At 57.2% G+C, this 25,750-nt stretch carries 22 protein-coding genes; 14 read left to right on the top strand and 8 right to left on the bottom strand.

Annotation, left to right across the window (positions count from 1 at the left end; all coding sequences use genetic code 11):
* Window positions 1-10: 10 nt before the first annotated feature.
* The 4 genes from thiQ to ilvN all read left to right on the top strand — a co-directional run bounded on the left by thiQ (window position 11) and on the right by ilvN (window position 3,020).
* Window positions 11-715 carry a thiamine ABC transporter ATP-binding protein ThiQ gene (thiQ, locus tag H0S68_RS03290; RefSeq protein WP_041415214.1) on the top strand — a complete coding sequence of 235 codons (705 nt, stop codon included), beginning with the start codon at window positions 11-13 and terminating at the stop codon, window positions 713-715.
* Window positions 716-803: 88 nt separating this feature from the next.
* Entirely contained in the window at window positions 804-917 is a 114-nt protein-coding gene (ivbL, locus tag H0S68_RS03285) for an ilvB operon leader peptide IvbL (RefSeq protein WP_218167600.1), read from the top strand.
* A gap of 111 nt (window positions 918-1,028) precedes the next feature.
* On the top strand, window positions 1,029-2,723 hold the full coding sequence (gene ilvB / locus H0S68_RS03280; RefSeq protein ID WP_410529148.1) for an acetolactate synthase large subunit: 1,695 nt from the start codon (window positions 1,029-1,031) through the stop codon (window positions 2,721-2,723).
* Between the two features lie 3 nt (window positions 2,724-2,726).
* On the top strand, window positions 2,727-3,020 hold the full coding sequence (gene ilvN, locus H0S68_RS03275; protein WP_116691300.1) for an acetolactate synthase small subunit: 294 nt from the start codon (window positions 2,727-2,729) through the stop codon (window positions 3,018-3,020).
* Between the two features lie 147 nt (window positions 3,021-3,167).
* Here the strand turns inward: ilvN and H0S68_RS03270 are convergent, their stop codons facing one another.
* Window positions 3,168-3,935 (bottom strand): DedA family protein, encoded by a 768-nt coding sequence (locus H0S68_RS03270; protein ID WP_187962274.1) that lies wholly within the window; start codon window positions 3,933-3,935, stop codon window positions 3,168-3,170.
* Window positions 3,936-4,267: 332 nt separating this feature from the next.
* Here H0S68_RS03270 and H0S68_RS03265 point away from each other — a divergent pair, with 332 nt between their 5' ends.
* From H0S68_RS03265 to rluA, 3 genes are all read left to right on the top strand, one after another.
* Complete coding sequence (locus tag H0S68_RS03265; protein WP_262244807.1) at window positions 4,268-6,631, top strand: DNA polymerase II; 2,364 nt, start codon at window positions 4,268-4,270, stop codon at window positions 6,629-6,631.
* 269 nt (window positions 6,632-6,900) lie between these two features.
* The gene (gene rapA / locus H0S68_RS03260; RefSeq protein ID WP_048762918.1) at window positions 6,901-9,807 is read left to right on the top strand and encodes an RNA polymerase-associated protein RapA; all 2,907 of its coding nucleotides are present in this window, start codon (window positions 6,901-6,903) and stop codon (window positions 9,805-9,807) included.
* Window positions 9,808-9,863: 56 nt separating this feature from the next.
* Window positions 9,864-10,514, top strand: a complete 651-nt coding sequence (gene rluA / locus H0S68_RS03255) for a bifunctional tRNA pseudouridine(32) synthase/23S rRNA pseudouridine(746) synthase RluA (RefSeq protein ID WP_046374535.1) — start codon at window positions 9,864-9,866, stop codon at window positions 10,512-10,514.
* 45 nt (window positions 10,515-10,559) lie between these two features.
* Here rluA and djlA read toward each other — a convergent pair whose 3' ends face one another.
* Window positions 10,560-11,381, bottom strand: coding sequence for a co-chaperone DjlA (gene djlA, locus H0S68_RS03250; protein ID WP_020825180.1), 822 nt, complete (start codon window positions 11,379-11,381; stop codon window positions 10,560-10,562).
* 228 nt (window positions 11,382-11,609) lie between these two features.
* Here djlA and lptD point away from each other — a divergent pair, with 228 nt between their 5' ends.
* The 6 genes from lptD to apaH all read left to right on the top strand — a co-directional run bounded on the left by lptD (window position 11,610) and on the right by apaH (window position 18,371).
* A complete protein-coding gene (lptD, locus tag H0S68_RS03245) occupies window positions 11,610-13,973 on the top strand; it encodes an LPS assembly protein LptD (RefSeq protein WP_130016170.1) in 2,364 nt (787 codons plus the stop codon).
* 65 nt (window positions 13,974-14,038) lie between these two features.
* Window positions 14,039-15,337: a peptidylprolyl isomerase SurA gene (gene surA, locus H0S68_RS03240; protein ID WP_041414190.1), complete on the top strand. Its 1,299-nt coding sequence runs from the start codon at window positions 14,039-14,041 to the stop codon at window positions 15,335-15,337.
* Window positions 15,324-16,316 (top strand): 4-hydroxythreonine-4-phosphate dehydrogenase PdxA, encoded by a 993-nt coding sequence (pdxA, locus tag H0S68_RS03235; RefSeq protein ID WP_201895749.1) that lies wholly within the window; start codon window positions 15,324-15,326, stop codon window positions 16,314-16,316. The genes surA and pdxA overlap by 14 nt, the downstream gene beginning before the upstream one ends.
* On the top strand, window positions 16,309-17,121 hold the full coding sequence (rsmA, locus tag H0S68_RS03230) for a 16S rRNA (adenine(1518)-N(6)/adenine(1519)-N(6))-dimethyltransferase RsmA (RefSeq protein ID WP_201895750.1): 813 nt from the start codon (window positions 16,309-16,311) through the stop codon (window positions 17,119-17,121). The genes pdxA and rsmA overlap by 8 nt, the downstream gene beginning before the upstream one ends.
* Window positions 17,122-17,139: 18 nt before the next feature.
* A complete protein-coding gene (gene apaG / locus H0S68_RS03225; protein ID WP_012005174.1) occupies window positions 17,140-17,517 on the top strand; it encodes a Co2+/Mg2+ efflux protein ApaG in 378 nt (125 codons plus the stop codon).
* A 2-nt stretch (window positions 17,518-17,519) separates the two neighbouring features.
* Window positions 17,520-18,371: a bis(5'-nucleosyl)-tetraphosphatase (symmetrical) ApaH gene (gene apaH / locus H0S68_RS03220; protein WP_116691303.1), complete on the top strand. Its 852-nt coding sequence runs from the start codon at window positions 17,520-17,522 to the stop codon at window positions 18,369-18,371.
* A 39-nt stretch (window positions 18,372-18,410) separates the two neighbouring features.
* On the opposite strand, the gene H0S68_RS03215 is transcribed toward apaH, so the two are convergent.
* The 4 genes from H0S68_RS03215 to H0S68_RS03200 form a co-directional block, all read right to left on the bottom strand.
* Window positions 18,411-20,300 (bottom strand): PhoX family protein, encoded by a 1,890-nt coding sequence (locus tag H0S68_RS03215; protein ID WP_128865020.1) that lies wholly within the window; start codon window positions 20,298-20,300, stop codon window positions 18,411-18,413.
* 194 nt (window positions 20,301-20,494) lie between these two features.
* The gene (gene folA, locus H0S68_RS03210) at window positions 20,495-20,977 is read right to left on the bottom strand and encodes a type 3 dihydrofolate reductase (RefSeq protein ID WP_020825173.1); all 483 of its coding nucleotides are present in this window, start codon (window positions 20,975-20,977) and stop codon (window positions 20,495-20,497) included.
* A 143-nt stretch (window positions 20,978-21,120) separates the two neighbouring features.
* Window positions 21,121-21,585, bottom strand: a complete 465-nt coding sequence (locus tag H0S68_RS03205) for a threonine/serine exporter (protein WP_020825172.1) — start codon at window positions 21,583-21,585, stop codon at window positions 21,121-21,123.
* The gene (locus H0S68_RS03200; RefSeq protein ID WP_020825171.1) at window positions 21,582-22,382 is read right to left on the bottom strand and encodes a threonine/serine exporter ThrE family protein; all 801 of its coding nucleotides are present in this window, start codon (window positions 22,380-22,382) and stop codon (window positions 21,582-21,584) included. The genes H0S68_RS03205 and H0S68_RS03200 overlap by 4 nt, the downstream gene beginning before the upstream one ends.
* Before the next feature lie 129 nt (window positions 22,383-22,511).
* Between H0S68_RS03200 and H0S68_RS03195 the strand changes: the two genes are divergently transcribed.
* The gene (locus H0S68_RS03195; protein WP_020825170.1) at window positions 22,512-23,126 is read left to right on the top strand and encodes a LysE family translocator; all 615 of its coding nucleotides are present in this window, start codon (window positions 22,512-22,514) and stop codon (window positions 23,124-23,126) included.
* A gap of 43 nt (window positions 23,127-23,169) precedes the next feature.
* Here the strand turns inward: H0S68_RS03195 and kefC are convergent, their stop codons facing one another.
* Window positions 23,170-25,023, bottom strand: coding sequence for a glutathione-regulated potassium-efflux system protein KefC (gene kefC / locus H0S68_RS03190; protein ID WP_020825169.1), 1,854 nt, complete (start codon window positions 25,021-25,023; stop codon window positions 23,170-23,172).
* Complete coding sequence (gene kefF, locus H0S68_RS03185) at window positions 25,016-25,573, bottom strand: glutathione-regulated potassium-efflux system oxidoreductase KefF (RefSeq protein ID WP_020825168.1); 558 nt, start codon at window positions 25,571-25,573, stop codon at window positions 25,016-25,018. Before kefF ends, kefC begins: the two co-directional genes overlap by 8 nt.
* Between the last annotated feature and the right edge of the window lie 177 nt (window positions 25,574-25,750).

Genomic DNA, 25,750 nt, shown 5'->3' with positions numbered 1-25,750 from the left:
TGAAGGACATATGCTAAAGCTTGAAAAACTGACCTACCTGTATGAACACCTGCCAATGCGCTTCGACCTGCGTATTCAACCGGGCGAACGCGTCGCGGTGCTGGGCCCCAGCGGGGCGGGGAAGAGCACTCTGCTCAGCCTGATCGCCGGTTTTCTGCCGTCCGCCAGCGGCAGGTTGCTGCTCAACGGTAGCGACCACACCGGCACGCCGCCAGCCAAGCGCCCGGTCTCGATGCTGTTTCAGGAAAATAACCTGTTCGCCCACCTGACGGTGGCGCAGAACATCGGTTTAGGCCTGGATCCCGGCCTGCGGCTGAATGAGGAGCAGAAGCGGCAGTTGGCGCAAATTGCCCGGCAAGTAGGGCTGGAAGAACATTTGCCCCGCCTGCCGTCACAACTTTCCGGTGGCCAACGCCAGCGTGCCGCCCTGGCGCGTTGCCTGATCCGCCAGCGGCCCATCCTGTTACTCGACGAACCTTTTTCAGCGCTCGATCCGGCTTTACGCAACGAGATGCTGCAACTGCTGCAGGAAGTTTGCGACCAGCGAAACCTGACGCTGTTGATGGTATCGCACAACCTGGATGACGCCGCACGCATCGCGCCACGGACCCTGCTGGTGGTGGACGGCCGTATTTTTTACGACGGCCCGACGCAGGCGCTGCTGGACGGCAGCGCGCCGGAAGCCAAGGTGCTGGGCATTTCACACAAACCGTGATCTTCCGCCCGTTTTTTATGCTGTGCAAATAAACCAGTTGTGCGAATTTTTCGCCTGTGGTTTTATAAAAACCTGACTTTTTTTACTGATGATAAGGTTCCCTGTGATCGCATCCTCGCTGACTTCGACCCTACTAATTACCGCGCTACCAGCCGCGGTGGTCGTCGTGCGTGTGGTGGTGGTCGTCGGCAATGCGCCGTAGGGTCCGAATCAACGCATCGATTCCCAAACCCCGCCGGCGCAAACCGGGCGGGGTTTTTAGTTTTAGCCCCCTGCCCAGAAAAGCAAACCGGCCTTGAGAAAGGATAGGAACATGGCAATTTCGGGCACGCCACATCAAGGTAACCGCTTCACCGGCGCAGAGTTGATCGTTCATCTGCTGGAGCGTCATGGCATCACCACCGTCGCCGGCATTCCCGGCGGCGCGGCACTGCCGCTGTATGACGCGCTGAGCCAAAGCACCCGTATTCATCACGTACTGGCTCGCCACGAACAGGGGGCGGGTTTTATGGCGCAGGGTATGGCACGCGCTAACGGGAAAGCGGCGGTTTGTATCGCCTCGAGCGGCCCGGGCGCGACCAATCTGGTCACCGCCATCGCCGACGCCAAACTCGATTCTATCCCGCTGGTGTGCATCACCGGCCAGGTTCCCTCTTCGATGATTGGCACCGACGCCTTCCAGGAAGTGGACACCTACGGCATCTCGATTCCAATCACTAAGCACAACCATTTGGTCCGCGATATCCGCGAACTGCCACAGGTGATCTGTGACGCATTCCGCATCGCTGAATCCGGCCGCCCTGGCCCGGTGTGGATCGACGTACCGAAAGATGTTCAAACGGCGGTTATCAGCCTGGACCAACTGCCGCCGATCGCCGTTCCCGATGCGGCGCCAACCTTTGAAGCTACCGCCGTGGCGCAGGCCGCCGCGATGATCAATCAGGCCAAACGCCCGGTGTTGTATCTGGGCGGCGGCATCATCTGCGCCAACGCCTATCAGCAGGCGATTGAGCTCGCTGAACGCGCCAACCTGCCCACCACCATGACGCTGATGGCATTGGGCGCCATGCCGGTGCAGCATCCGTTGTCGCTGGGCATGCTGGGTATGCATGCGGCGCGCAGTACCAACTTTATTCTGCAAGAGGCTGATTTACTGATCGTGCTGGGCGCGCGCTTTGACGATCGGGCGATTGGCAAGACCGAGCAATTCTGTCCAAACGCCAGCATCATTCACGTGGACATCGATCGCGCCGAACTGGGCAAGGTAAAGCAGGCCAATATTGCCATTCACGCCGACGTAGGCCAGGTATTGCAACAACTGCTGCCTCAAATCGAAGCGCAGCCACGCAGCGAATGGCTGAGTACCGTCAATGATCTCAAGCGCGAGTTCCCGTTCAGCATGCCTAACGCCGAAGATCCGCTGAGCCACTACGGGCTGGTGCTGGCTGCCGCGCGCTGCGTGGACGAAAACGCCATCATTACCACCGACGTGGGCCAGCATCAGATGTGGGTAGCACAAGCCTATCCGCTGAGCCGACCGCGCCAGTGGCTGACCTCCGGCGGGCTGGGCACCATGGGCTTCGGCCTGCCGGCGGCGATCGGCGCTGCCCTGGCCGAACCGCAGCGCAAGGTGCTGTGTTTCTCCGGTGACGGCAGCCTGATGATGAACATTCAGGAAATGGCGACCGCCGTCGAACATGACCTGGACGTGAAAATTATCCTGATGAACAACCAGGCGTTGGGGCTGGTGCACCAGCAGCAAACGCTGTTCTACCAGCAGCGCATTTTCGCCGCCGCCTATCCCAAGCGCACCGACTTTATCAAGATTGCCGCCGGTTTCGGGATGGACACCTGCGATTTGAATGCCGCAGAAGATCCGCAGGCGGCACTGGCCGAAGCGATCCAACGTCCAGGGCCTTGCCTGATCCATGCGCTGATTGATATTAATGAAAAAGTTTTCCCGATGGTGCCGCCGGGCGCTGCCAACATCGACATGATTGGAGAATAAGCCATGTCAGAACAACGCAATAACCCACAGGTGATCCTGGAACTGGCGGTACGTAACCACCCTGGCGTGATGTCGCACGTCTGCGGCCTGTTTGCCCGCCGCGCCTTCAACGTGGAGGGCATTCTTTGCCTGCCGCTGAAAGACGGTAAACAAAGCCGCATCTGGCTATTGGTGGCGGACGATCAACGGCTGATGCAGATGATCAGCCAGGTAGAAAAACTCGAAGATGTGCTGCAGGTAAAACGCCACAGCGAAGACGTGCGGGTGTTTGAACAGCTGGAAGCCTTCTTCCAGTAAGGTGGCAGAACACCAAACCCTATCCACTATGGATTTCACGTGACAGCTAGGCGGCAAGAGCCTGAATCCCCAGGCGCTTACTTAGGTAAGTAACTGGGGTTTAGGGACGCAGCCAACAACGCTGCCGCTTGAAAGACAACGGGGATATCAGCCAGCCAACACCTTCCACAGCAGGTGACGATAAACCGGCATCAGCGGTTGCTGGTGCAGATAATAAAAGGTGCCGATCGCCAATCCCCAGCTCAGGACGCAGGCCATCCGCAGACGTACCGGTGACAGCCACTTGCCAAGCCGGTCGGCGCTGCGTTTGCCTTCGCGCCACCATCGCCAGCTCAGCCAGGCGGCCAACCAAATCAATACCACTACCGCAAACAGCAACCACTTAAATAACGCACTGTTGGCGCTGGCAGGGATATCGATGGCTACGCCGGCCAAAATACCGGGGAAGAAATAGACTGGTGGCCAGGCAATACAGCCGATGATGTTAGGCAACGCGAATTTATACGGCGGCAAATCGAGCATGCCGGCCACCATCGGCACCAGCGGGCGCGTTGGGCCAACAAAGCGCCCAATCAGGATGGTCGCCATACTGTGTTGATGCAACGCGTGCTCGGTCTTGTCCAGCATCGCTTTGTTCTTCTTCAAGAATGACCAGCGGTGCAGCGGCCCCTTGAAGGCGCGGCCGATAAAGTAAGAAATCCAGTCACCCAACAGGCAACCCACGATGCCCGCAGCCCAGGCATAATAGAAATCTACCTGACCGCTGCCGATCAACGCACCGATACTGGCCATCATGACCGTGCCGGGCAGCAACAGCCCCACCAGCGCCAGCGATTCCAGAAACGCGACAAACATGACCACCATCAGAGTGAAAGCCAATGACTGGGTGATCAAGTGCTGTAAATAGGCTTCCATTAAACCTCTGTTCGTTATCCAAAGCGCGTGGGCGTGGGATTGTCCGGTGCGGCCGGGAGCGAGTCAACCTGTGAATTGTATGCTTTTTTGGCAGAACTGTGCGGCCATGGACAATTACTGTATAAAAACCCATACTATAATTTATCTACCAGAACCAAAGCTTTCGCAAACAGCCAACGACACCACGCCTTGAGCATCAGGGGAATACCCAATGGATTTCAAGTTGCGGCTAGGCGGCAAGAGCGAGAGTCCCCAGGAGCTTACCCAAGTAAGTGACTGGGGTGAACGCACGCAGCCAACAACGCCGCAGCTTGAAATACGAAGGGTATATGATGTCACTCCAACAGGGCTTTCTGCTCACCCGCCACTGGCGTGATACGCCTGCCGGCACCGAGGTGGAGTTTTGGCTGGCGACCGACAATGGACCGCAGCAACTTCGTCTGGCGCCGCAGATCTCCGTAGCCTTTATCCCGGCCGAACAGCGCCAGTGCGCTGAACTGCTGCTGCGTGAGGAGCGGCAACTGGAGCTGAAACCCCTGCCGTTGACTGACTTTCACCATCGCCCGGTGGTGGGGCTTTACTGCCGGCAGCATCGCCAATTGATCAAGCTGGAAAAGTTGCTGAAAGACGGTGGCGTCAATGTCTACGAGGCCGATATCCGGCCACCGGAACGCTACCTGATGGAGCGTTTCATCACCGCACCGGTGTGGTTCAGCGGCCAGGCCAACGGCAACGGCCCGCTGCAGGGCGGCCAAATGAAACCGGCGCCGGAATACCGCCCAACCTTGAAGCTGGTCTCCCTGGACATTGAAACCACCGCCCACGGCGAGCTGTACTCGATTGCCCTGGAAGGCTGCGGCCAGCGCCAGGTTTACATGCTTGGGCCCGCCAACGGCGGCAATGAACCACTGGATTTTGAGTTGGAGTACTGCGTCAGCCGTCCGCAAATGCTGGAACGGCTGAACCAATGGCTTGAGCGGCACGATCCCGACGCCATTATTGGCTGGAACCTGGTGCAGTTCGATTTGCGCGTGCTGCAAAAACACGCCGAACGCTATCAGATCCCGCTGCGACTGGGCCGTGGCGGCAACCTGCTGGAGTGGCGCGAACACGGTTTCAAACAGAATCACTTTTTCGCTTCCGCCGCCGGTCGCCTGATTATCGACGGCATTGAAGCGCTGAAATCCGCCACCTGGAACTTTCCGTCGTTCAGCCTGGAACACGTGTCGCAAACGCTGCTGGGAGAAGGCAAGTCTATCGATAACCCTTACCAGCGCATGGCAGAAATCGACCGGCGCTTTGCCGAAGACAAGCCCGCGCTGGCGCGTTACAACCTGAAAGACTGCGAACTGGTTACGCGAATTTTTGCCAAAACCGAGTTGCTGACCTTCCTGCTGGAACGCGCCACGGTTACCGGGCTGGCAGCCGACCGCAGCGGCGGTTCGGTGGCCGCCTTCAGCAATCTGTATATGCCGCGCATGCACCGGCTGGGCTTTGTGGCCCCCAACCTGGGTGAACAGCCCGAGGAACACAGCCCCGGCGGTTTTGTGATGGATTCGCAACCCGGCCTGTATGACTCGGTGCTGGTGCTGGATTACAAGAGCCTGTATCCCTCAATCATCCGCACCTTCCTGATCGATCCGGTCGGCTTGGTCGAAGGCATGCGAAACCCAGGCGATGCGGACTCGGTGCCCGGTTTTCGCCACGCGCGTTTTTCACGCAGCAAGCACTGTTTGCCGGCGATCGTCGAGCAGATCTGGCAAGGCCGTGAAGCGGCGAAACGTCAGCAGAACAAAGCCTTGTCGCAGGCCTTAAAGATCATCATGAACGCGCTGTATGGCGTATTAGGATCGAGCGGCTGTCGTTTTTTCGATCCCCGATTAGCCTCGTCGATCACCCTGCGCGGCCATGAAATCATGCGGCAAACGCGCGAGCTGATCGAGGCGCAGGGGTATCAGGTGATCTACGGCGATACCGACTCGACCTTCGTTTGGCTCAAACAACCGCATGACGAGCAGCAAGCGGCGCAAATAGGCCGAAAGCTGGTGCAACAGGTGAACCAATGGTGGCAACAGCATTTGCAGCAAGAGTACGGGCTGGAAAATGCGCTGGAACTGGAGTTTGAAACCCATTATTCGCGTTTCCTGATGCCCACCATTCGCGGCGCCGAGCAGGGCAGCAAAAAACGTTACGCCGGGCTGATCACCCAGCCGGACGGCAGCGAAGAGATGGTCTACAAGGGATTGGAAACGGTGCGCACCGACTGGACACCGCTGGCACAGCAGTTTCAGCGCCTGCTGTATCAGCGCATTTTTAAACGCCAGCCCTACCAGGATTTTGTGCGTGAATACGTTAGTCAAACGCTTAACGGCGATTTCGACGATCGGCTGGTCTACCGCAAGCGTCTGCGCAGAAAGCTGGACGACTATCAGCGCAACGTTCCACCGCATGTGCGCGCAGCACGTATCGCCGACGACTATAATCGTCAGCAGGGACGACCGTTACAATACCAAAACGGCGGCTGGATCAGCTATGTCATGACGGTAGCCGGGCCGGAGCCGCTGGAGACCCAGCAGTCGGCGATTGATTATCCCCATTATCTGGAGCGCCAGCTGCAGCCGGTAGCAGACGCTATACTGCCATTTTTACATGACGATTTTACCACGCTGGTGACCGGGCAGATGGGACTGTTTTAACATTCCGCCCGCCAGCAGGGTTTGGTGAAGGGTTAAGAAAAATCATCGGGTTTTGCAGGTGACGAACGCGCCGCCTTCCATTACCATAGCGCCCTTCCCAAATTCTGGACCCACACACCCCCCATGTCGTCTGACGATGTATGCATGGGATGAATAGCTATTGCCCGCCATATTAAAATAAATCGGGATTAGCAAACGTTTGATACGGGTGCCGCGGCCCTTTCCGCCCGGTAACAAGACTTACTTAAAAAGAATCGAGCCGACAATATATGCCTTTTACACTTGGTCAACGCTGGATCAGCGATACGGAAAGCGAATTAGGACTGGGAACCGTCGTGGCGCTGGATGCGCGCATGATTACCCTGCTTTTCCCCGCAACCGGTGAAAACCGCCTCTACGCCAGAAATGACTCGCCAATCACCCGCGTGATGTTCAACCCGGGCGACACCATCAGTAACCACGAAGGGTGGGAGCTGCAGGTCGAAGAGGTCAAAGAGGATAACGGTCTGCTGACCTATATCGGCACCCGCCTGGATACCCAGGAAAGCGGTGTGGCGATGCGCGAAGTGCTGCTGGACAGCAAATTGACCTTCAGCAAGCCGCAGGACCGCCTGTTTGCCGGCCAGATCGACCGTATGGACCGTTTCGCCCTGCGCTTCCGCGCGCGTAAATACCAGAGCGAGCAGTATCGCCTGCCGTTCGCCGGCCTGCGTGGCATGCGTGCCAGCCTGATCCCGCACCAGTTGCATATCGCCTATGAAGTCGGCCAGCGTCATGCGCCGCGCGTTTTGTTGGCGGACGAAGTTGGATTGGGTAAAACCATCGAAGCCGGGATGATTATCCACCAGCAGTTGCTGGCAGGCCGCGCCGAGCGCGTATTGATCGTGGTGCCGGAAACCCTGCAGCACCAGTGGCTGGTCGAAATGATGCGCCGCTTCAACCTGTATTTCTCTCTGTTTGACGACAGCCGTTACTCAGAGGCCAAACTCGACAGCAGCAACCCGTTTGAAACCGAACAGCTGGTGATCTGCTCGCTGGACTTCGTACGCCGCAACAAGCAGCGCCTGGAAGAACTGGCCGATGCCCAGTGGGATCTGTTGGTGGTGGATGAAGCGCACCATCTGGCCTGGAGCGAAGATGCGCCGAGCCGTGAATACCAGGTGATCGAACAACTGGCAGAACACATTCCCGGCGTGCTGCTGCTGACCGCAACGCCAGAGCAACTTGGCCAACAAAGCCACTTCGCCCGTCTGCGCCTGCTGGATCCGAACCGTTTCCACGACTACCACGATTTTGTTGCCGAACAGCAAAAATATCGCCCGGTGGCCGATGCCGTTACCTTGCTGCTCAGCGGTGAGCGCCTGGCCGACGACAAGCTGAACCTGCTCGGCGAGCTGATCGACGAACAAGACATTGAACCGCTGCTGAAAGCCGCCAACAGCGACGGTGAAAACAGCGAGCAGGCGCGTCAGGAACTGGTCACCATGCTGATGGACCGCCACGGCACCAGCCGTGTGCTGTTCCGTAACACGCGCAACGGCGTCAAAGGCTTCCCACACCGCAACCTGCACCAGATCAAACTGCCGTTGCCGACCCAGTACCAGACCGCCATTAAAGTGTCCGGCATCATGGGCGCGAAGAAAACCGTTGAGGCGCGCGCACGCGACATGCTCTATCCAGAGCAAATCTATCAGGAATTCGAAGGCGAGAACGCCACCTGGTGGAACTTCGATCCTCGCGTTGAATGGCTACTGAACTATCTGGTGGCCAATCGCCACGAAAAAGTGCTGGTGATCTGCGCCAAGGCCGCCACCGCGCTGCAATTGGAGCAAGTGCTACGGGAACGTGAAGCTATCCGTGCCGCCGTGTTCCACGAAGGCCTGTCGATTATCGAACGCGACCGCGCCGCCGCTTACTTCGCCTCCGAAGAAGACGGTGCCCAGGTGCTGTTGTGTTCCGAGATCGGCTCCGAAGGCCGTAACTTCCAGTTCGCCAGCCACCTGGTGATGTTCGACCTGCCGTTCAACCCGGATTTGCTGGAACAGCGTATTGGCCGTCTGGACCGTATCGGCCAGATGCATGACATTCAAATCATGGTGCCGTACCTGGAGAACACCGCTCAGGCAGTTCTGGGCCGCTGGTTCCACGAAGGGCTCGATGCCTTCGAGCATACCTGCCCGACCGGCCGTACCATTTACGACAGCGGCTACGAGCAGCTGATCGCTTTCCTGGCTTCGCCGACCGAGCAGGAAGGGCTGGACGAGTTCATTCACGCCTGCCGCCAGCAGCACGACCACCTGAAAATGCAGCTCGAGCAGGGCCGTGACCGCCTGCTGGAAATGCACTCCAACGGCGGCGAGAAAGCGCAGACTCTGGCGGAAGCCATTGCCAATCAGGACAACGACGTCAATCTGGTGGGCTTCGCGCTGAACCTGTTCGATATCGTCGGCATCAATCAGGACGATCGCAGCGACAACCTGATTGTTCTGACGCCGTCCGACCACATGCTGGTGCCCGACTTCCCGGGGCTGCCGCAGGACGGCTGTACCGTCACCTTCGATCGTGAACAGGCCCTGTCGCGTGAGGATGCCCAGTTCGTCAGTTGGGAACACCCGATTATCCGCAACGGCCTGGACTTGATCCTGTCCGGCGATACCGGCAGCTGTGCAGTTTCCCTGTTGAAAAACAAGGCACTGCCGGTCGGTACCCTGCTGGTCGAGCTGGTGTATGTGGTCGAAGCGCAGGCGCCGAAACATCTGCAGCTGACTCGCTTCCTGCCGCCAACGCCTATCCGCATGTTGATGGATCGCAAAGGTACCAATCTGGCAGCGCAGGTTGAATTCGAAAGTTTCAACCGCCAGTTGAACGCGGTCAACCGCCACACCTCCAGCAAGCTGGTCAATGCGGTGCAACAGGATGTGCATGCCATGTTGCAACAGGCGGAAAGCCTGGTTGAAGAACAGGCTCGCGCCCTGATCGAGCAGGCCAAACAGGAAGCGGATGACAAGTTGAGTACCGAGCTGGCTCGTCTGGAAGCCCTGAAGGCGGTCAACCCGAACATTCGTGACGACGAGGTAGAAGCGCTGGAGTTCAACCGCAAGCAGGTGCTGCTCAACCTGAATGAAGCGGGATGGCGTCTGGATGCAATCCGTCTGGTGGTCGTCACTCACCAGTAACCCGCGCCAGGGGAACTGCAGTTCCCCTGGCCGTTACTCTCAGCGGAGCCAACAAAATGGAACCCTACAATCCCCCGCAGGGCCCGATGCATATCCTGTATCAGGATGAGCACATTATCGTGGTCAACAAGCCAAGTGGCCTGCTATCGGTCCCGGGCCGCGCGCCGGAAAATAAAGACAGCCTGATGACGCGCATTCAGGCGGATTTTCCGGCTGCCGAATCGGTGCATCGTCTGGATATGGCCACCAGCGGGGTGATTGTGGTGGCGCTGAACAAGGCGGCCGAGCGTGAACTCAAGCGCCAGTTCCGTGAGCGCGAGCCGAAGAAGTCCTACATCGCCCGCGTGTGGGGGCATCTGGCGCAGGATGAAGGTCTGGTGGATTTACCGCTGATTTGCGACTGGCCGAATCGGCCGCTGCAGAAAGTGTGTTTCGAGACCGGCAAAGCGGCGCAAACCGAATATCTGGTGTTGTCACGCGACGCCGACGGCAGCACGCGGGTCAAACTCATGCCGATCACTGGCCGCTCTCACCAGCTGCGCGTGCATATGCTGGCGCTGGGGCATCCTATCCTCGGCGACGGTTTCTATGCCACGCCAGAAGCCAAAGCCATGGCGCCGCGTTTACAGCTGCATGCACAAGAGCTGCGCATTACCCATCCGGCTTTCCAGACGCCGATGCACTTTCGCGTCGAACCCGACTTCTGACCGATATAAAGAGGGGCTCAGAGAATACCGAGCCCTCACCTCTTTTTACTTAAAGCCTTTCTCGCGTTTGATCAGGTCGTAGGCCGCCTGAATTTCCTGCGCTTTCTGCTTGGCCATTTCCATCATTTGCGGCGGCAAACCTTTCGCTACCAGCTTATCCGGATGGTGCTCGCTCATCAGCTTGCGGTAAGCGCGCTTGATGGTGGTCGCGTCGTCGCTGCTGCTGACACCCAATACCTTGCAGGCATCCTCCAGCGTTGGACCGCGTTGCGCCTGCTGGTAACCGCCTTGCGAATAACCGCCCTGCTGACCGCCACCAAACTGGCGTCCGCCCTCCATCATGCTGAGGAACTGGTCGAACTGCGCACGTGAAATGCCCAGCTCTTCGGCAATCACATACAGTACCTGCCGTTCGTTAGGATGCAGTGACCCGTCGGCAAACGCCGCCTGGATCTGAATTTCCAGAAACATCCTAATCAGGTCAAAACGGCCAAAGCAGATGCTGCGGAACTGCTGCAGCGTTTCTCTCAGCGGGAACTGGCTCTGTTTGCCTTCACGAAACGCCTGCTGCGCCGCGGTACGGGCTTCCCCGTGCAGTTGCAGACGATCCATAAACAGGCTGGCGATCTGAATATCCGCCTCGGTAACGCGCCCTTTTGATTTGGTCAGGTGACCCATCACCTGAAAAGTGGTGCGGAAAAACAGCGTTTGCCGCGTTTGCTGGTCGGTAAAAAAGCCCCGGCTGCGCTTATTGCTACGCGCAGAGTCGATCATATGACCGACAATCAGCCCCAAAACTACACCCCAGAATCCCGCGCCAGCCCAAATGGCCACGATGACCCCGAGCAGTTTTCCCCAATACTGCATATACTCCTCAATTATCATGCCGAAAGCCGACTGCTCCCTTCCGTCTTAGGTAAGGGTTAAGGCGATTTTTCTCAGGATTTGGATTATCATACCTGTCATTTATCTTTGCGCCTATCGACGACGCAAGTAAACGGCCGGATTTAACACTAGCGCAACGCAGATGAGTGATATAGTCTCTGACCGTTTGCCGGACATGACGCCTCTGATGACGGAACACCAAAACCGCGTATGAAAAAAAGTTTCCCAACACTGCTGGCCACACTGATTTGGACGGCACTCTACAGTCAGCACGCGCTGGCTGACCTGGCCGAGCAATGTATGCTTGGCGTTCCTGTTTATGACAAACCGCTGGTCAGCGGCGATCCTAACAGCCTGCCTGTCACCATTCACGCCGATGATTCACGCGCGGACTATCCGAAAAGCGCGCTGTTCACCGGCAACGTGAATATTGAACAAGGCAACAGCACCCTGACCGCCAAACAGGTTGAACTGAACCAGACGCAAGACGCGGGGCAAACCGAACCGGTTCGCACCGTGACCGCTACGGGTGACGTGCACTACAGCGACAACCAGATCAAGTTGAAAGGCCCGAAAGCCTGGTCGAACCTGAATAATAAAGATACCGACGTCTATGAAGGCGACTACCAAATGGTAGGCCGTCAGGGACGTGGCGACGCCGACAAAATGAAGATGCGCGGCGCCAACCGTTACACCATTTTGGAAAACGGGACCTTTACCTCCTGTTTGCCGGGTGATAACAGCTGGAGCGTAGTCGGTTCCGAGGTGATCCACGACCGCGAAGAGCAAGTCGCTGAAATCTGGAACGCCCGCTTCAAAATTGGCGGCGTGCCGGTCTTTTACAGCCCGTACCTGCAATTGCCGGTCGGTGATAAGCGTCGTTCCGGCTTCCTGATCCCGAACGCAAAATATGGCAGCAGCAATGGCTTTGAGTTCATGCTGCCGTATTACTGGAACATTGCGCCGAACTTCGACGCCACTATCACCCCGCATTACATGTCCAAACGTGGCCTGCAGTTACAGAACGAATTCCGCTACCTGGTGCAGCCGGGTCTGGGCCTGATGGAATTGGACTGGTTGCCGGACGACAAGGAATACAGCAAGGACAATCCTGACGACAGTAAGCGTTGGTTGTTCTACTGGACTCACAACGGCGTGATGGATCAGGTGTGGCGTTTCAACGTCGACTACACCAAGGTCAGCGACTCCAAATACTTTACCGATCTGGATTCCAAATACGGTTCGACCACCGACGGTTATGCGACGCAGAAATTCAGCGTCGGCTACGCCATTGATAACTGGGACGCGACTTTAAGCTCCAAACAGTTCCAGATTTACGACGATACCGATCGCAGCAGCTCAGACTCCTACAAAGTTCAGCCGCAGCTCGACCTGAACTACTATAAAGAGGATCTCGGCCCGTTCGATTTCCGCATTTATGGTCAGGCCGCCAAGTTTATCAGCGTCAACCCCTATAGCCCGGATGCCACCCGTCTGCATATGGAACCGACGCTCAGCCTGCCACTGACCAACGGCTGGGGCAGTATCAATACCGAAGCCAAGCTGCTGGCGACCCATTACCAGCAGGATATTCCTGACGGTTTCGCCAACAACTACAAGAACCGCACCGGCAGCGACGCCCCCGATCTCGAAGATTCGGTCAACCGCGTGTTGCCGCAGTTCAAGGTCGACGGCAAGATGGTGTTCGATCGCCCAATGAACTGGTCCGAAGGCTATACCCAGACCCTCGAGCCACGCGTACAGTACCTGTATGTACCCTATCGCGACCAAAGTAACATCTACACCTACGACACCACGCTGCTGCAAACCGACTACTCCGGGTTGTTCCGCGACCGTACTTACAGCGGCCTGGATCGCATTGCCTCACAGAACCGCGTATCGACCGGTTTGACCTCGCGTATTTATGATGATGCGCTGGTTGAACGTTTTAACGTTTCCGTGGGTCAAATCTACTACTTCAGCCGTTCCCGTACCGGCGACAAAACGACGAATTACGACAACAATGACGACACCGGTAGCCTGGCCTGGGCCGGCGACACCTATTGGAAGATTGACGATCGTTGGGGTCTGCGTGGCGGCCTGCAGTATGATACGCGTCTCAATAGCGTCTCGTTGGGTAACGCCGTGGTGGAATACCGTCAGGATTCCGAACGCGTATTGCAGTTGAACTACCGTTACGCTACGCCGGAGTATATTGAGACGGCACTGAACACCAGACAGGTGCCGGCTTATCAGGACGGTATTTCGCAGGTGGGCGTCACCGGCAGTTGGCCAATCGCCGATCGCTGGGCCGTCGTGGGGGCTTATTACTACGACACCCGTGCCCAACAGTCCGCCGATCAGTTGCTCGGTCTGAAGTACAACACCTGCTGCTGGGCAGTGACCTTGGGCTACGAGCGCAAGATCACCGACTGGAACAACAGCAACAATACCAGCGTTTATGACAACAAAGTTTCATTCAACATCGAACTGCGTGGCCTGAGCAGCGATCACAGTCTGGGCTCCGCGGAAATGTTGCGTTCCGGCATACTGCCTTACCAACGTGCATTTTGATACTTTGTAACACTTTGAAAACGAGAACTTTCACCCGCATTTGCGGATTACAGAATGGGAAAAGTATGAAGAACTGGAGAACGCTTATTCTCGGATTGGTGGTTTGTGCCAATACCGCGTTCGCAGCACCCCAAGAAGTGGATAAAGTCGCCGCCGTCGTGGATAACGGCGTGGTACTTGAGAGCGACGTAAACACCCTGTTGCAGTCGGTGAAGCTCAATGCGCAGCAGGCCGGTCAGCAATTGCCGGATGACAAGACCCTGCGTCACCAGATCCTTGAACGTCTGATTATGGATAACATCCAACTGCAGATGGCCAAGAAAATGGGGATTAACGTCTCCGATGCCGATCTGGACAAAGCCATCGGCAACATCGCCGCACAGAACAAAATGAGCATCGATCAGATGCGCAGCCGTCTGGCGTATGAAGGTCTGAACTACAACACTTACCGTTCACAGATCCGCAAAGAAATGCTGATCAGCGAAGTGCGTAACAACGAAGTTCGCCGCCGCGTCACCATCCTGCCTCAGGAAGTGGACTCACTGGCGACTCAGGTTGGCGCTCAGAACGGCAGCGATACCGAAATGAACATCAGCCACATCCTGATCCCGCTGCCGGAGAACCCGACACAGGCGCAGGTTGACGATGCTGAAGCCCTGGCTAAACAGCTGATGGGTGAAATCAACGGCGGCGCCGACTTCGGCAAGCTGGCCATCTCCTACTCTGCAGATTCCCAAGCGCTGAAAGGCGGCAACATGGGCTGGGGCAAGCTACAGGAGATCCCTACCCTGTTCGCCGAAAGACTGGTTAACGCCAAAAAAGGCGACGTGGTTGGGCCAATCCGTTCCGGCGTCGGCTTCCACATCCTGAAAGTGAATGATATCCGTGGCGCCAACCAGTCGGTATCTGTCACCGAGGTTCATGCTCGTCACATTCTGCTGAAACCTTCCGTGGTGCTGACCGACGATCAGGCACGTGCCAAGCTGCAGGCGGTAGCCGAAGCCATCAAGAGCGGTCGCGCCAAGTTTGCTGACGAAGCCAAACAGCTTTCTCAGGATCCGGGTTCTGCACTGCAGGGCGGCGATCTGGGCTGGGCTTCTCCAGACATCTACGATCCGGCCTTCCGCGACGCGTTGATGAAGCTGAGCAAAGGCGAGGTCAGCCAACCGGTACACTCTTCCTTCGGCTGGCACCTGATCCAGCTGCTGGATACGCGTCAGGTGGACAAAACCGATGCGGCGCAAAAAGATCGCGCTTACCGCATGCTGTTCAACCGCAAGTTTGCTGAAGAAGCGCAGACCTGGATGCAGGAACAACGTGCTCAGGCTTACGTGAAGATCCTTGACGGTAATGCACAACAATAATCGTATCGTAATCACCCCCGGCGAGCCTGCCGGGGTTGGGCCGGATTTAGTGGCAGCGCTGGCGCAACAGGATTGGCCTGTTGAACTGGTGGTGTGCGCGGATCCGGCCTTGTTGCTTGAACGCGCCCGACAGTTGAACCTGCCGCTACAGCTGCGCACCTATCAGCCACAGCACCCCGCTCAGCCACAGCGTGCGGGTACGTTGACGGTATTGCCGGTTGCGACGGCTCATCCAGTAGTGGCTGGTGAGCTGAATGTGGGTAACAGTGCTTACGTGGTGGAAACGCTGGCGCGCGCCTGCGACGGTTGCCTGAACGGCGAGTTTGCTGCGCTGATCACCGGCCCGGTGAACAAGGGCGTGATCAACGACGCCGGTGTGCCCTTTATCGGCCATACCGAATTTTTTGCCGATCGCAGCGGTTGCGACCGCGTGGTAATGATGCTGGCGACCGAAAAGCTGCGCGTAGCGCTGGCAACCACCCACCTGCCTTTGCTGGCAGTGCCTGGTGCCATCACTCGCCAAAGCCTGTTCGAAGTCATCCGCATTCTCGACAACGATCTGAAAACCAAATTTGGCATCGCCCAGCCGCAGATATATGTCTGCGGACTGAACCCGCATGCGGGAGAAGGCGGCCATATGGGACGCGAAGAGATAGATACCATCATCCCGGCGCTAGACGCGCTGCGGACTGAAGGTATTCATCTGATCGGCCCGCTGCCGGCGGACACCCTGTTCCAGCCCAAGTATCTGCAACATGCGGATGCGGTGCTGGCGATGTATCACGATCAGGGCCTGCCGGTGCTAAAATACCAAGGGTTCGGCCGGGCGGTAAACATTACCCTCGGTTTGCCTTTTATCCGTACCTCGGTCGACCACGGTACCGCTCTGGAACTGGCCGGCACCGGCACCGCCGATGCGGGCAGTTTCAAAACGGCCTTGAATCTCGCCATTAAAATGATAATTAATTGTAATGAATAATAAAGTCCACCAAGGGCACTTTGCCCGCAAACGCTTTGGACAGAACTTTTTAACCGATCAGTTTGTCATCGATAGCATTGTTTCCGCCATTCATCCAATGCCGGGTGAAGCGGTCGTTGAAATTGGTCCCGGCCTGGGCGCATTGACCGAGCCGGTCGGCGCGCGCATGGACCGCATGACGGTGATTGAGCTGGACCGCGATCTGGCGGCCCGTCTGGCAAACCATCCGCAGTTGAAAGACAAGCTGACCATTCACCAGCAAGATGCCATGACGGTGAACTTCGCCGAAATGGCCGAGCAGGCTGGCCAACCGCTGCGCGTATTTGGTAACCTGCCGTACAACATCTCGACGCCGCTGATGTTCCACCTTTTCAGCTATACTCAGGCCATTCGCGACATGCACTTTATGTTGCAAAAAGAGGTGGTCAACCGCCTGGTTGCCGGCCCTAACAGCAAAGCCTACGGGCGTTTAACCGTGATGGCGCAGTACTACTGCAACGTTATTCCGGTGCTGGAAGTGCCACCAACTTCGTTCACTCCGGCGCCGAAAGTGGATTCCGCAGTGGTACGTCTGGTACCGCACAAGGTGAATCCAAATCCGGTGGGTGACGTGCGCATGCTGAGCCGCATCACGACTCAGGCGTTCAACCAGCGCCGGAAAACTGTCCGCAATAGCCTGGGGGATTTGTTCACTCCGGAGCAACTGACGGAATTGGGTATCGATCCGGTACTTAGAGCAGAAAATATTTCTGTGGCGCAATACTGTAAGCTGGCTAACTGGCTTTCAGCCAATCCCGCGCCGTAGCAATAAGGAGTAGTGATCATGATTGATTCGCCTCGCGTATGTATTCAGGTACAAAGTGTCTATGTGGAATCACAGTCGATACCTGAGGAAGAACGTTACGTCTTCGCTTATACCATCACCATTCGCAATTTGGGGCGTTTCAACGTGCAGCTGCTCGGCCGTTACTGGTTGATCACCAACAGCAATGGCCGTCAAACCGAAGTTCAGGGCGAAGGCGTGGTCGGCGAGCAGCCGCTCATTCCGCCCGGGGGCGAATTCCAATACACCAGCGGCGCCATTCTTGAAACGCCGCTGGGTACCATGGAAGGCCATTACGAAATGGTTGATCATCAGGGTCAGCCGTTCCAGACCGCTATTCCCGTGTTCCGCTTAGCCATTCCAACGCTGATTCACTGATTATGTCGACATATCTTATCGGCGACGTTCATGGCTGTTTTGATGAACTCAAGTCGCTATTGGCCCAGGTTGCCTTCGATCCCCAACATGACCAGCTGTGGCTGACCGGCGATCTGGTCGCGCGTGGCCCCGGTTCACTAGACGTGCTGCGCTACGTGCGCTCACTCGGACCGGCAGTACGCATGGTGCTGGGCAATCACGATCTGCATCTGCTGGCCGTTTATGCCGGCATCAGCCGCAATAAACCCAAAGATCGCATTACGTCGTTGCTGGAAGCGCCAGACGCCGATGAACTGATCAACTGGCTGCGCCGCCAACCGGTGCTGCAGGTCGATGAGCAACTCAAGCTGGTGATGGCGCATGCCGGCATCACGCCGCAGTGGGACATTGAAACTGCGCAAACCTGTGCCCGTGAAGTGGAAGCCGTACTGAGCAGCGACAGCTATCCGCTGTTCCTCGACGCCATGTACGGTGACATGCCGAACAACTGGAGCCCGGAACTGAGCGGGCTGGCGCGCTTGCGTTTCAGCACCAATGCCCTGACGCGCATGCGCTACTGCTTCCCGAACGGCCAACTCGATATGATCTGCAAAGATGCGCCAGGCACTGCGCCTGCTCCGCTGAAACCCTGGTTTGATTTGCCACGATTGGTCGACGCCGATTACACCATTGTTTTCGGTCACTGGGCATCACTGGAAGGCAAAGGCACGCCGGAAGGCATTATTGGCCTGGATACCGGCTGTTGCTGGGGGGGCGATTTGACCATGTTGCGTTGGGAAGACCGGCAGTACTTTACCCAACCGGCCCATCGCAGCGATCTGTCCGACAGCGTACACCAGCAGGCCGCGTCATAATCCCGTCGGGGCGGTCAATGCCGCCCCGCTGTTTTCTTCTTAAGCCCCAATCACTCCACCGTCTTCACGCGTAATCATCAACACCGATGAGCGCGGACGCGGGCTATTGTTCGGGAAATGAGAATCACCTTCTTCACCCGGGTGCTGTACGTTGACGAACATCGTCTTGTAATCGGGGGTAAAGGTAATGCCAGTCAGTTCGCATGACTTTGGCCCAACCATAAAGCGGCGGATTTCGCCACTTTGCGGATCGCCCACCAGCATTTGGTTGTTGCCCTGTCCGGCATAGTCGCCCTTGTTGCTGTATTTGCCGTCGGTGAGGATCCACAGGCGACCGGTCTTATCAAAGCCCAGTCCGTCCGGACTGTTGAAAGTATTGTCGGCCGTGATATTTGGTGTGCCGCGATTCACGCCTTCCGGATGGGCAATCGGGTTACCGCACAGCGCGTAAATATCCCAGTTGAATGACGCAGCAGTGGCATCACCGCCTTCATCCCAACGGATAATTTGGCCGTAGACATTGTTCGGTCGCGGGTTAGCGGCATTCAACGGCATGCCTTCTTCACCACGTTTGCTGTTGTTGGTCAGCGTGCAGTAGGCGCGCCCATCATGTGGATTGACGGCGATCCATTCCGGCCGGTCCATTTTGGTAGCCCCCACCTGCGCCGCAGCCTTGCGGGCGAAGATCAACACTTCCGCCTCATCGCGGAAACCATTTTCCGGCGTCAGACCATTTTTACCGAACTCCAGCGCTATCCAGCGCCCGGTACCTTTCAGCGGTGTGCCGTTGGCGTCCCCGTCAAACTGCGCCACATATAAAGTGCCTTCGTCCAGCAGGCTGCGGTTGTTGGCCGGGTTAGCCACGTCAACCACGCCTTTGGATACGTATTTATAGATGTGCTCACCACGCTCATCGTCACCCATGTAGACCACCAGGCGACCATCCTTGGCGACGGTCACCGCCGCATTTTCATGTTTGAAGCGGCCCAGCGCGGTGTGTTTGATTGGCGTTGAGCCAGGGTTCATCGGGTCGATTTCGACGATCCAGCCATGACGATTGAATTCATTAGGGTTCTTCGCCACGTCAAAGCGTTCATCGTAATCCGGCCAGTTACGCTCAGGTTCGCTGACTTTCAACGTATAGCGCGTTTGGTCCGCAGTGGTCTTGTAGTCGGCCTGATGAGTGCCAAAATAGGTATCGAAATTCTCTTCGCAGGTCAGGTAAGTGCCCCAAGGGGTTTTCCCGTTGGCGCAGTTACCGAAGGTGCCCAATACCTTGCGGCCGCCAGGATCCGCCGCCGTTTGCAGCAGCGCGTGCCCGGCAGCCGGGCCGCTGAATTGCATCTCGGTGTTGGCGGTGATCCGGCGGTTATAACGCGATGGGCGCTCGACCTCCCAACGTTGGCTATCACCCACACGGCGTACCGCCACGATAGAAACGCCATGGGCAGCCTGTGACTTGCGCACGTCTTCAAGACTGGTGGCTTTGGTGCCGCCATGAGCAAACAGGTATTGCTCGTTGACGTATTCGTTGTTGATGGCCATCACGCCGTGATTGTCATCAATCGGGAAGAAGCTCATACCGTCATTATTATCGCCGAATTGCTTTTCCTGATCGGCAGCGCTGTTGTTGCCCTGTGGGTCGAAAGCGGCAGCTCCCTCAACCAACGGATCACCCCAGGAGATCAGCACCTCGGCGCGATAGCCTGGCGCAATCGCCACCTCATCAGCGGTGGAAGCGGCAATCCCTTTAAAGCCCAGCAGCTTGTTCGGTGGCAAATCTTCCGCCAGAGCCTGAGCGGAAACCGTCCAAATACCGCCGCCGAGGAAACCGGCCAGGCCAACGGCACCGGCGCTGCCCAGCAACAGTTTACGGCGAGTGGGATCGGTCAGGCGATCGGCATCTAATTGCTCAATTTTGGTCGTCATAGGTTTATTTCCTTTTTAATATGGCGCCGCGATCGAGATTCACCAGAGTTGCCGGGGCGCTCAGAGTTGGGCTTCATACTAATCAGGAAGTGTGACGAAAATGTTACAACGAAAAGTCAGGGAGAGGTGGGTGGTAAAAAGACAAAGGGCGCAATCACTTGCGCCCTCAGAAGGATACGGTTAATCGCCGGCCATTAACGGCGTTCCAGGATCTCGAAACAATAGCTGTGAGAATTCAACTCGTCGGCATCGTGGAACTCGCTGAACGAGGTTTCCCATTCGTCCGGCTCATAGTCTGGGAAATGGGTGTCACCGCCGACTTCGGCATCGATATGCGTCAGGTACATACGGTTAGCGCGTGCCAGGAACTGGGTATAAATACGCCCGCCGCCCATCACCATCACTTCTTCCACATCACCGGCTGCGGCCAGCGCTTCGTCCAGCGAAGTCGCCCAGGTCACCCCGGCGTCAGTGCCAGGACGGCTGCTCAACACGATGTTATGGCGGCCCGGTAACGGACGACCAATAGACTCGAAAGTTTTACGGCCCATAATAACCGGTTTATTCAGCGTGTTACGTTTAAACCACGCGAGGTCCGCCGGCAGGTGCCAAGGCATGGCGTTTTCCATGCCAATAACGCGATCCGCCGCCAAGGCAGCGATCAGGCTGATAATCATTGTTAAACCCTGTGTAGGCAGCAAAATTGCTCACACTATACGTAAAGCCCCAACGGTCGTCGATAGGCTAATCAAGCAATATGAATATATAAGATAGCTCTTATCAGTATATCTAATGCCCAACAATTTTTGGCCCATGATCCTTAAACGCCGGGACGTTTGCGGTATAACCACAGCCCAGGTAATGACAGCCCAATCGATAATGCCCCCACGATAAAGCAGGCTTTGAGGAAGTTGGTCATCATGGTGGCCATCAGCGCCTCGCTGTAACCCAGATGCGAAATCTCCACCACGCTGATCATCGCGGTATAGGCCGAGATACCGGGGAACATAGGGATCACTGCCGCCACGGTAAACACCTTCGGATGCGCCAACAGCCAGCGCGACCAATAAATACCGATGATGCCAATCAGGATCGCCGCCAGCAGCGATGACCATTCAATATTCATCCCCACATGCATCATCAGCATGCGGGAGCCGTGGCCAATCGCCCCCAACAGCGCACAATAGCGCAGTGCGCGCAGCGGCACGTTGAACACCATGGCGAAACCCAACGCCGGCACCGCTGCCAGCAGCATATCCTGCAATAAGGCCCAGAGCAGACTCATGACCACCCCCGCAGATCCCACAGCGACATCGCCATCACCACGCCGATACAGGTAGCCAGCGTCAGCAGACTGGCCATCGCCCAGCGCGCCAAACCGGTATTGACGTGGCCCTTGAACATGTCGGCCACCGCGTTAATCAGCGGGAAACCGGGCACCAGCAGCAATACGCTGGCGGCCATCGCCACGGTGGAGGTTTCGTTAAACAGCGGCAGCCGCAGCAACAGCCCGGAAACCGAGGTCGCGACAAAGGCCGTCAGGCAAAAGTTAATCAAGGGATTCATGTGGCGTGCGGTCAGCACCTGACGCACCGACATAGCCAGGCCGCTGGCAATAAAGGTGACGGCAAAGGCCTTTTGATCGCCGCCGTTCAGCACGCTGAAACAACCGCATGACAGCGCCACCATCAATACCACCAGCCAGCGTGGATAACGCAAAGGGCGGATCTTGTCGAAGCGCCGGGCAACGTCATGCACATCCGCCAGCCGATGCTCTGCCAAAATAACGATGTGCTGCACCTCCGTCACCATCTGCATATTGATGCCGCGATCGACGTTCTTGCGCGTGGTGGTCAGACACTCACCGTGGCTGATGGTGGTCAGCACCACCGCATTGGCCGAGATCGAACTTTCAACGCTGTCCATCCCCAGCGCTATCCCCAATCGGGTCGATAACTGCTCCACCACCGTGCTCTCGGCACCGTGCTGCAGCAACAGTAAAGCGCACTGAATGCACAGACGGGTAATTTCACGCTGCTGTCGCTGCGCTTCCGGCTGGTCTATATGGGTTGTCTGATACATGAGGCCCCGTCGAGATCCCTGAGTGAATATTCATCATATTGCCAAACATTACCTCATTTGGTTGATGCGTATCAGGGGACGTGGCGTTATTATCGCCTCCATTACGCCTTTTGTGCAGAGAGTCAAATCATGCTTGAAACTTCGCTGTTCGTTGCTGGTATCGCCACCTTGGGCATGCTGTCACCCGGCCCGGACTTTTTCCTGGTGATCAAGAACGCCGCCCGCTACCCGCGTCTGGCCGCGATGATGACGGCTTTCGGCGTGATCTGCGGCGTCGCCACTCACATGTCTTACTGCGTCGCCGGGCTGGCGGTCGTGATCACCACCACGCCATGGCTGTTCAACGTGCTGAAATACGCCGGTGCGGTCTACCTGATTTGGGTCGGCATTCAGGCACTGCTGTCGCGCAGCGGCAGCAAGATGAACGTCAGTAACCTGCCGCCGCAGCAAACAAGCCTGAAAAGCGCCTTCGTACAGGGCTATCTGTGCAATTTGCTCAACCCAAAAGCTACGCTGTTCTTCCTGGCGGTATTCACCCAGGTGCTGCAAATCGACTCAGGGTTGGGCGAAAAACTGTGGTATGCGGGAATTATCCTTGGCCTGTCTGCTCTCTGGTGGCCAGTTCTGGTGTTCCTGATCCAAAGCGGACCGGTGCGTCGTGGCCTGGAGAAAACGCAAAAGGTGGTGGATAAGCTGCTGGGCGGGATGCTGATTGCTCTGGGTATCAAGGTGGCGCTGAGTTAATTCGGCCATCGTGGGCGCAGCCCGACGGCTGCGCCCATTAGGCTTATCCCTTGGCTTCCACCACCTCATCTTCCGGCGCTTTGCCATCAATACTGCCACGCCAACCACTCTGCGGTACTCGCGCCAACCGATCCTGATCCTGTTCGATGGCCGCGCTGAGCATTTCTTTCGCCCGCTGCAGGCTGGCAACGCGGAATTCGGTATCCTGATAATTATCCAGCGTGTCTTCCAGCATTTTCAGGTTATAGCGGCGGAAAGTATCCGCTTTTTCCCGCGCCTCGTAGGCGTCCAGCCCCAGCAGCTCCAGCGTTTCGCGGCCTATGCGTAGCGAGCTTTCAAAGGTTTCACGCTCCGGCTTTTCCACGCCTAACTGACGCAGCTGATACCAGTGATCGACATCACGCGCGCGCGCTACCACTTTCAGGTGCGGGAAGTGCCGTTTGGCCAACTCGGTCAGTTGCAGGTTAGCCTCCACGTCGTCGATGGCGTTGATCAACACCTTGGCGTGCTCGGCACCGGCGGCCTCCAGCAGATCGGCGCGGGTGGCATCACCATAAAACACCTTGGTATCGAACTTGCGCAGCGTTTCAATATGGTCAGGATCGTGATCCAACACCACGGTATGTACGCCATTGGCCAGCAGTAAACGGCCGGCTATCTGACCGAAACGACCAAACCCGGCGATGATCACGCTGGCGTTCTCTTCATCAATCACATCCGCCGGGCGTTCGTCTTTCGGCGTATTTTTCTCGAGCCGTGTTGCCACTACCAGCAGCAGCGGCGTCGCCGCCATCGACAGGGCAACCGCCAGCGTCAACGACTTGGCCCAATCTGGCGGCAATACTCCGGCCAGTTGAGCGGCGCCGAAGATCACGAAGGCAAACTCACTGCCCTGGCCCAGCAGGATCGCGAACATGCCGCGTTGACGCTTCGGCACCCCAAGCCAGGGGCCAATCAGCCACAGCAGCGCCGCCTTGATCAGCATAAAGCCCAGCAGCAGCGAGGCGATCAGCAGCGGGTGATGGAACAAGGTACCGAAGTCGATCGACATGCCAACGCCGATAAAGAACAGCCCGAGCAGCAGCCCCTTGAACGGCTGAATATCGCTTTCCAGCGCATGGCGGTATTCAGAGCTCGCCAGCAGCACCCCGGCGAGGAAGGCGCCCATCGCCATCGACAGCCCGGCCATTTCCAGCAGAATGCCAAAGCCGAACACCAGGAACAGCGCCACGGCGCTGAAAACCTCACGCATGCCCGATCGCGCGACAAAATGCAGCAGCGGCCGGGTCACATAGCGCCCCAGCAGTACCACTATTGCCAGCGCACCCACTACTTTGGCCGCTGACAGGGAAAACGCCGCTAACGTAGTCGTGGCACCGCTGCTGGCCAGCAGTGGGATCATCGCCACCAGGGGGATCGCCGCGATATCCTGGAACAGCAGTGCCGCAAACGCACTGCGACCAATCGGCGACGGCGTCAGGTTACGTTCGCTCATGGCCTGCATGGCGATGGCGGTGGATGACAACGCCAGCGTCAGGCCAATCAGCAGCGCCACCTTCCAGTTCAATCCGAGGAAGTAGCAAAAGGCGCTCAGCGCCAATCCGCATGCTGCCATCTGAATAATGCCACCGCCAAATACCGAGGCGCGCAGCGTCCACAGCCGTTTCGGATCCAACTCCAGGCCGATGATAAACAGCATCAGCACCACGCCGATTTCGGCAAAGGTGAGGATCGATTCGGCATCGGAGACCAGCTTCAGCCCCCAGGGGCCAATAATGCAGCCGGCAATCAGGTAGCCCAACACCGAGCCCAGCCCGAGCCGCACCGCAATCGGCACAAACAACGCGGCCGATCCCAAATAGATCAGCCCCTCAATCATCATCTGGTGATTATCCATGCTCAACTCCCTGCTCGGCGGGTTCACCGTGTTCCATCAGATAGGCTACCAGCCGTTGACGGTAGGCTTCCCCTGCCGCAATCAGCGCCGGTTCATTGCAGGTAAAGGTGTTATGCACGGCAAAATACGGTTGCCAATGCATACCGCAGTACAGCGCCGTCGCTTGCAGCGGCTGCCCGAGAGCCGCGAAGTTCGGGTAATCGCCCAGCTCGAAATGGTGTTCATCGCCACCGCTGGTCACTGCCCACAGCACATCTTTGCCCACCAGGGCATTGCCTTCATGACCATAGGCCCAGCCGTGCTCCAGCACCTTATCGATCCACAATTTCAGCAGCGGCGGTTGGCTGTACCATTGCATCGGATGTTGCAGCACTACCAGATCGGCGCGCTCCAGTGCCCGCTGTTCGGCATTGATATCGATGTTGAAGTCGGGATACAGCTCATACAGCGAGCGTACCTCCACCTCGGGAATATCCTTCACGGCCTGCAGCAGGCGGTGATTGGCATGCGAATGCCGGGGATAGGGATGGGCGTAAATAATCAGAATCATTGTTGTCGTCGTTCCTTCGTTCCATGCCAATACATCAAGCATATACCAATCACACAGGGTGACAGTTTGCTGAATGATTGATAGCGGAAATTTCTAATTCACGACAACAAATTCACTGAACAAGTTAAAAAAATAAGGGCGCTGCAATGAACTGCAGCGCCCTGGCTTTTACGGCAT

The organism is Serratia sp. AXJ-M (assembly GCF_046531865.1).
GTDB lineage: Bacteria > Pseudomonadota > Gammaproteobacteria > Enterobacterales > Enterobacteriaceae > Serratia > Serratia liquefaciens.
This window is presented reverse-complemented; position numbering and strand designations above follow the sequence as displayed.

Coding starts and splice junctions, on each gene's coding strand:
- thiQ (WP_041415214.1), top strand. CDS start 11: ATGCTAAAGCTTGAAAAACTGACCTACCTGTATGAACACCTGCCAATG.
- ivbL (WP_218167600.1), top strand. CDS start 804: ATGATAAGGTTCCCTGTGATCGCATCCTCGCTGACTTCGACCCTACTA.
- ilvB (WP_410529148.1), top strand. CDS start 1,029: ATGGCAATTTCGGGCACGCCACATCAAGGTAACCGCTTCACCGGCGCA.
- ilvN (WP_116691300.1), top strand. CDS start 2,727: ATGTCAGAACAACGCAATAACCCACAGGTGATCCTGGAACTGGCGGTA.
- H0S68_RS03270 (WP_187962274.1), bottom strand. CDS start 3,935: ATGGAAGCCTATTTACAGCACTTGATCACCCAGTCATTGGCTTTCACT.
- H0S68_RS03265 (WP_262244807.1), top strand. CDS start 4,268: ATGTCACTCCAACAGGGCTTTCTGCTCACCCGCCACTGGCGTGATACG.
- rapA (WP_048762918.1), top strand. CDS start 6,901: ATGCCTTTTACACTTGGTCAACGCTGGATCAGCGATACGGAAAGCGAA.
- rluA (WP_046374535.1), top strand. CDS start 9,864: ATGGAACCCTACAATCCCCCGCAGGGCCCGATGCATATCCTGTATCAG.
- djlA (WP_020825180.1), bottom strand. CDS start 11,381: ATGCAGTATTGGGGAAAACTGCTCGGGGTCATCGTGGCCATTTGGGCT.
- lptD (WP_130016170.1), top strand. CDS start 11,610: ATGAAAAAAAGTTTCCCAACACTGCTGGCCACACTGATTTGGACGGCA.
- surA (WP_041414190.1), top strand. CDS start 14,039: ATGAAGAACTGGAGAACGCTTATTCTCGGATTGGTGGTTTGTGCCAAT.
- pdxA (WP_201895749.1), top strand. CDS start 15,324: ATGCACAACAATAATCGTATCGTAATCACCCCCGGCGAGCCTGCCGGG.
- rsmA (WP_201895750.1), top strand. CDS start 16,309: ATGAATAATAAAGTCCACCAAGGGCACTTTGCCCGCAAACGCTTTGGA.
- apaG (WP_012005174.1), top strand. CDS start 17,140: ATGATTGATTCGCCTCGCGTATGTATTCAGGTACAAAGTGTCTATGTG.
- apaH (WP_116691303.1), top strand. CDS start 17,520: ATGTCGACATATCTTATCGGCGACGTTCATGGCTGTTTTGATGAACTC.
- H0S68_RS03215 (WP_128865020.1), bottom strand. CDS start 20,300: ATGACGACCAAAATTGAGCAATTAGATGCCGATCGCCTGACCGATCCC.
- folA (WP_020825173.1), bottom strand. CDS start 20,977: ATGATTATCAGCCTGATCGCTGCCTTGGCGGCGGATCGCGTTATTGGC.
- H0S68_RS03205 (WP_020825172.1), bottom strand. CDS start 21,585: ATGAGTCTGCTCTGGGCCTTATTGCAGGATATGCTGCTGGCAGCGGTG.
- H0S68_RS03200 (WP_020825171.1), bottom strand. CDS start 22,382: ATGTATCAGACAACCCATATAGACCAGCCGGAAGCGCAGCGACAGCAG.
- H0S68_RS03195 (WP_020825170.1), top strand. CDS start 22,512: ATGCTTGAAACTTCGCTGTTCGTTGCTGGTATCGCCACCTTGGGCATG.
- kefC (WP_020825169.1), bottom strand. CDS start 25,023: ATGGATAATCACCAGATGATGATTGAGGGGCTGATCTATTTGGGATCG.
- kefF (WP_020825168.1), bottom strand. CDS start 25,573: ATGATTCTGATTATTTACGCCCATCCCTATCCCCGGCATTCGCATGCC.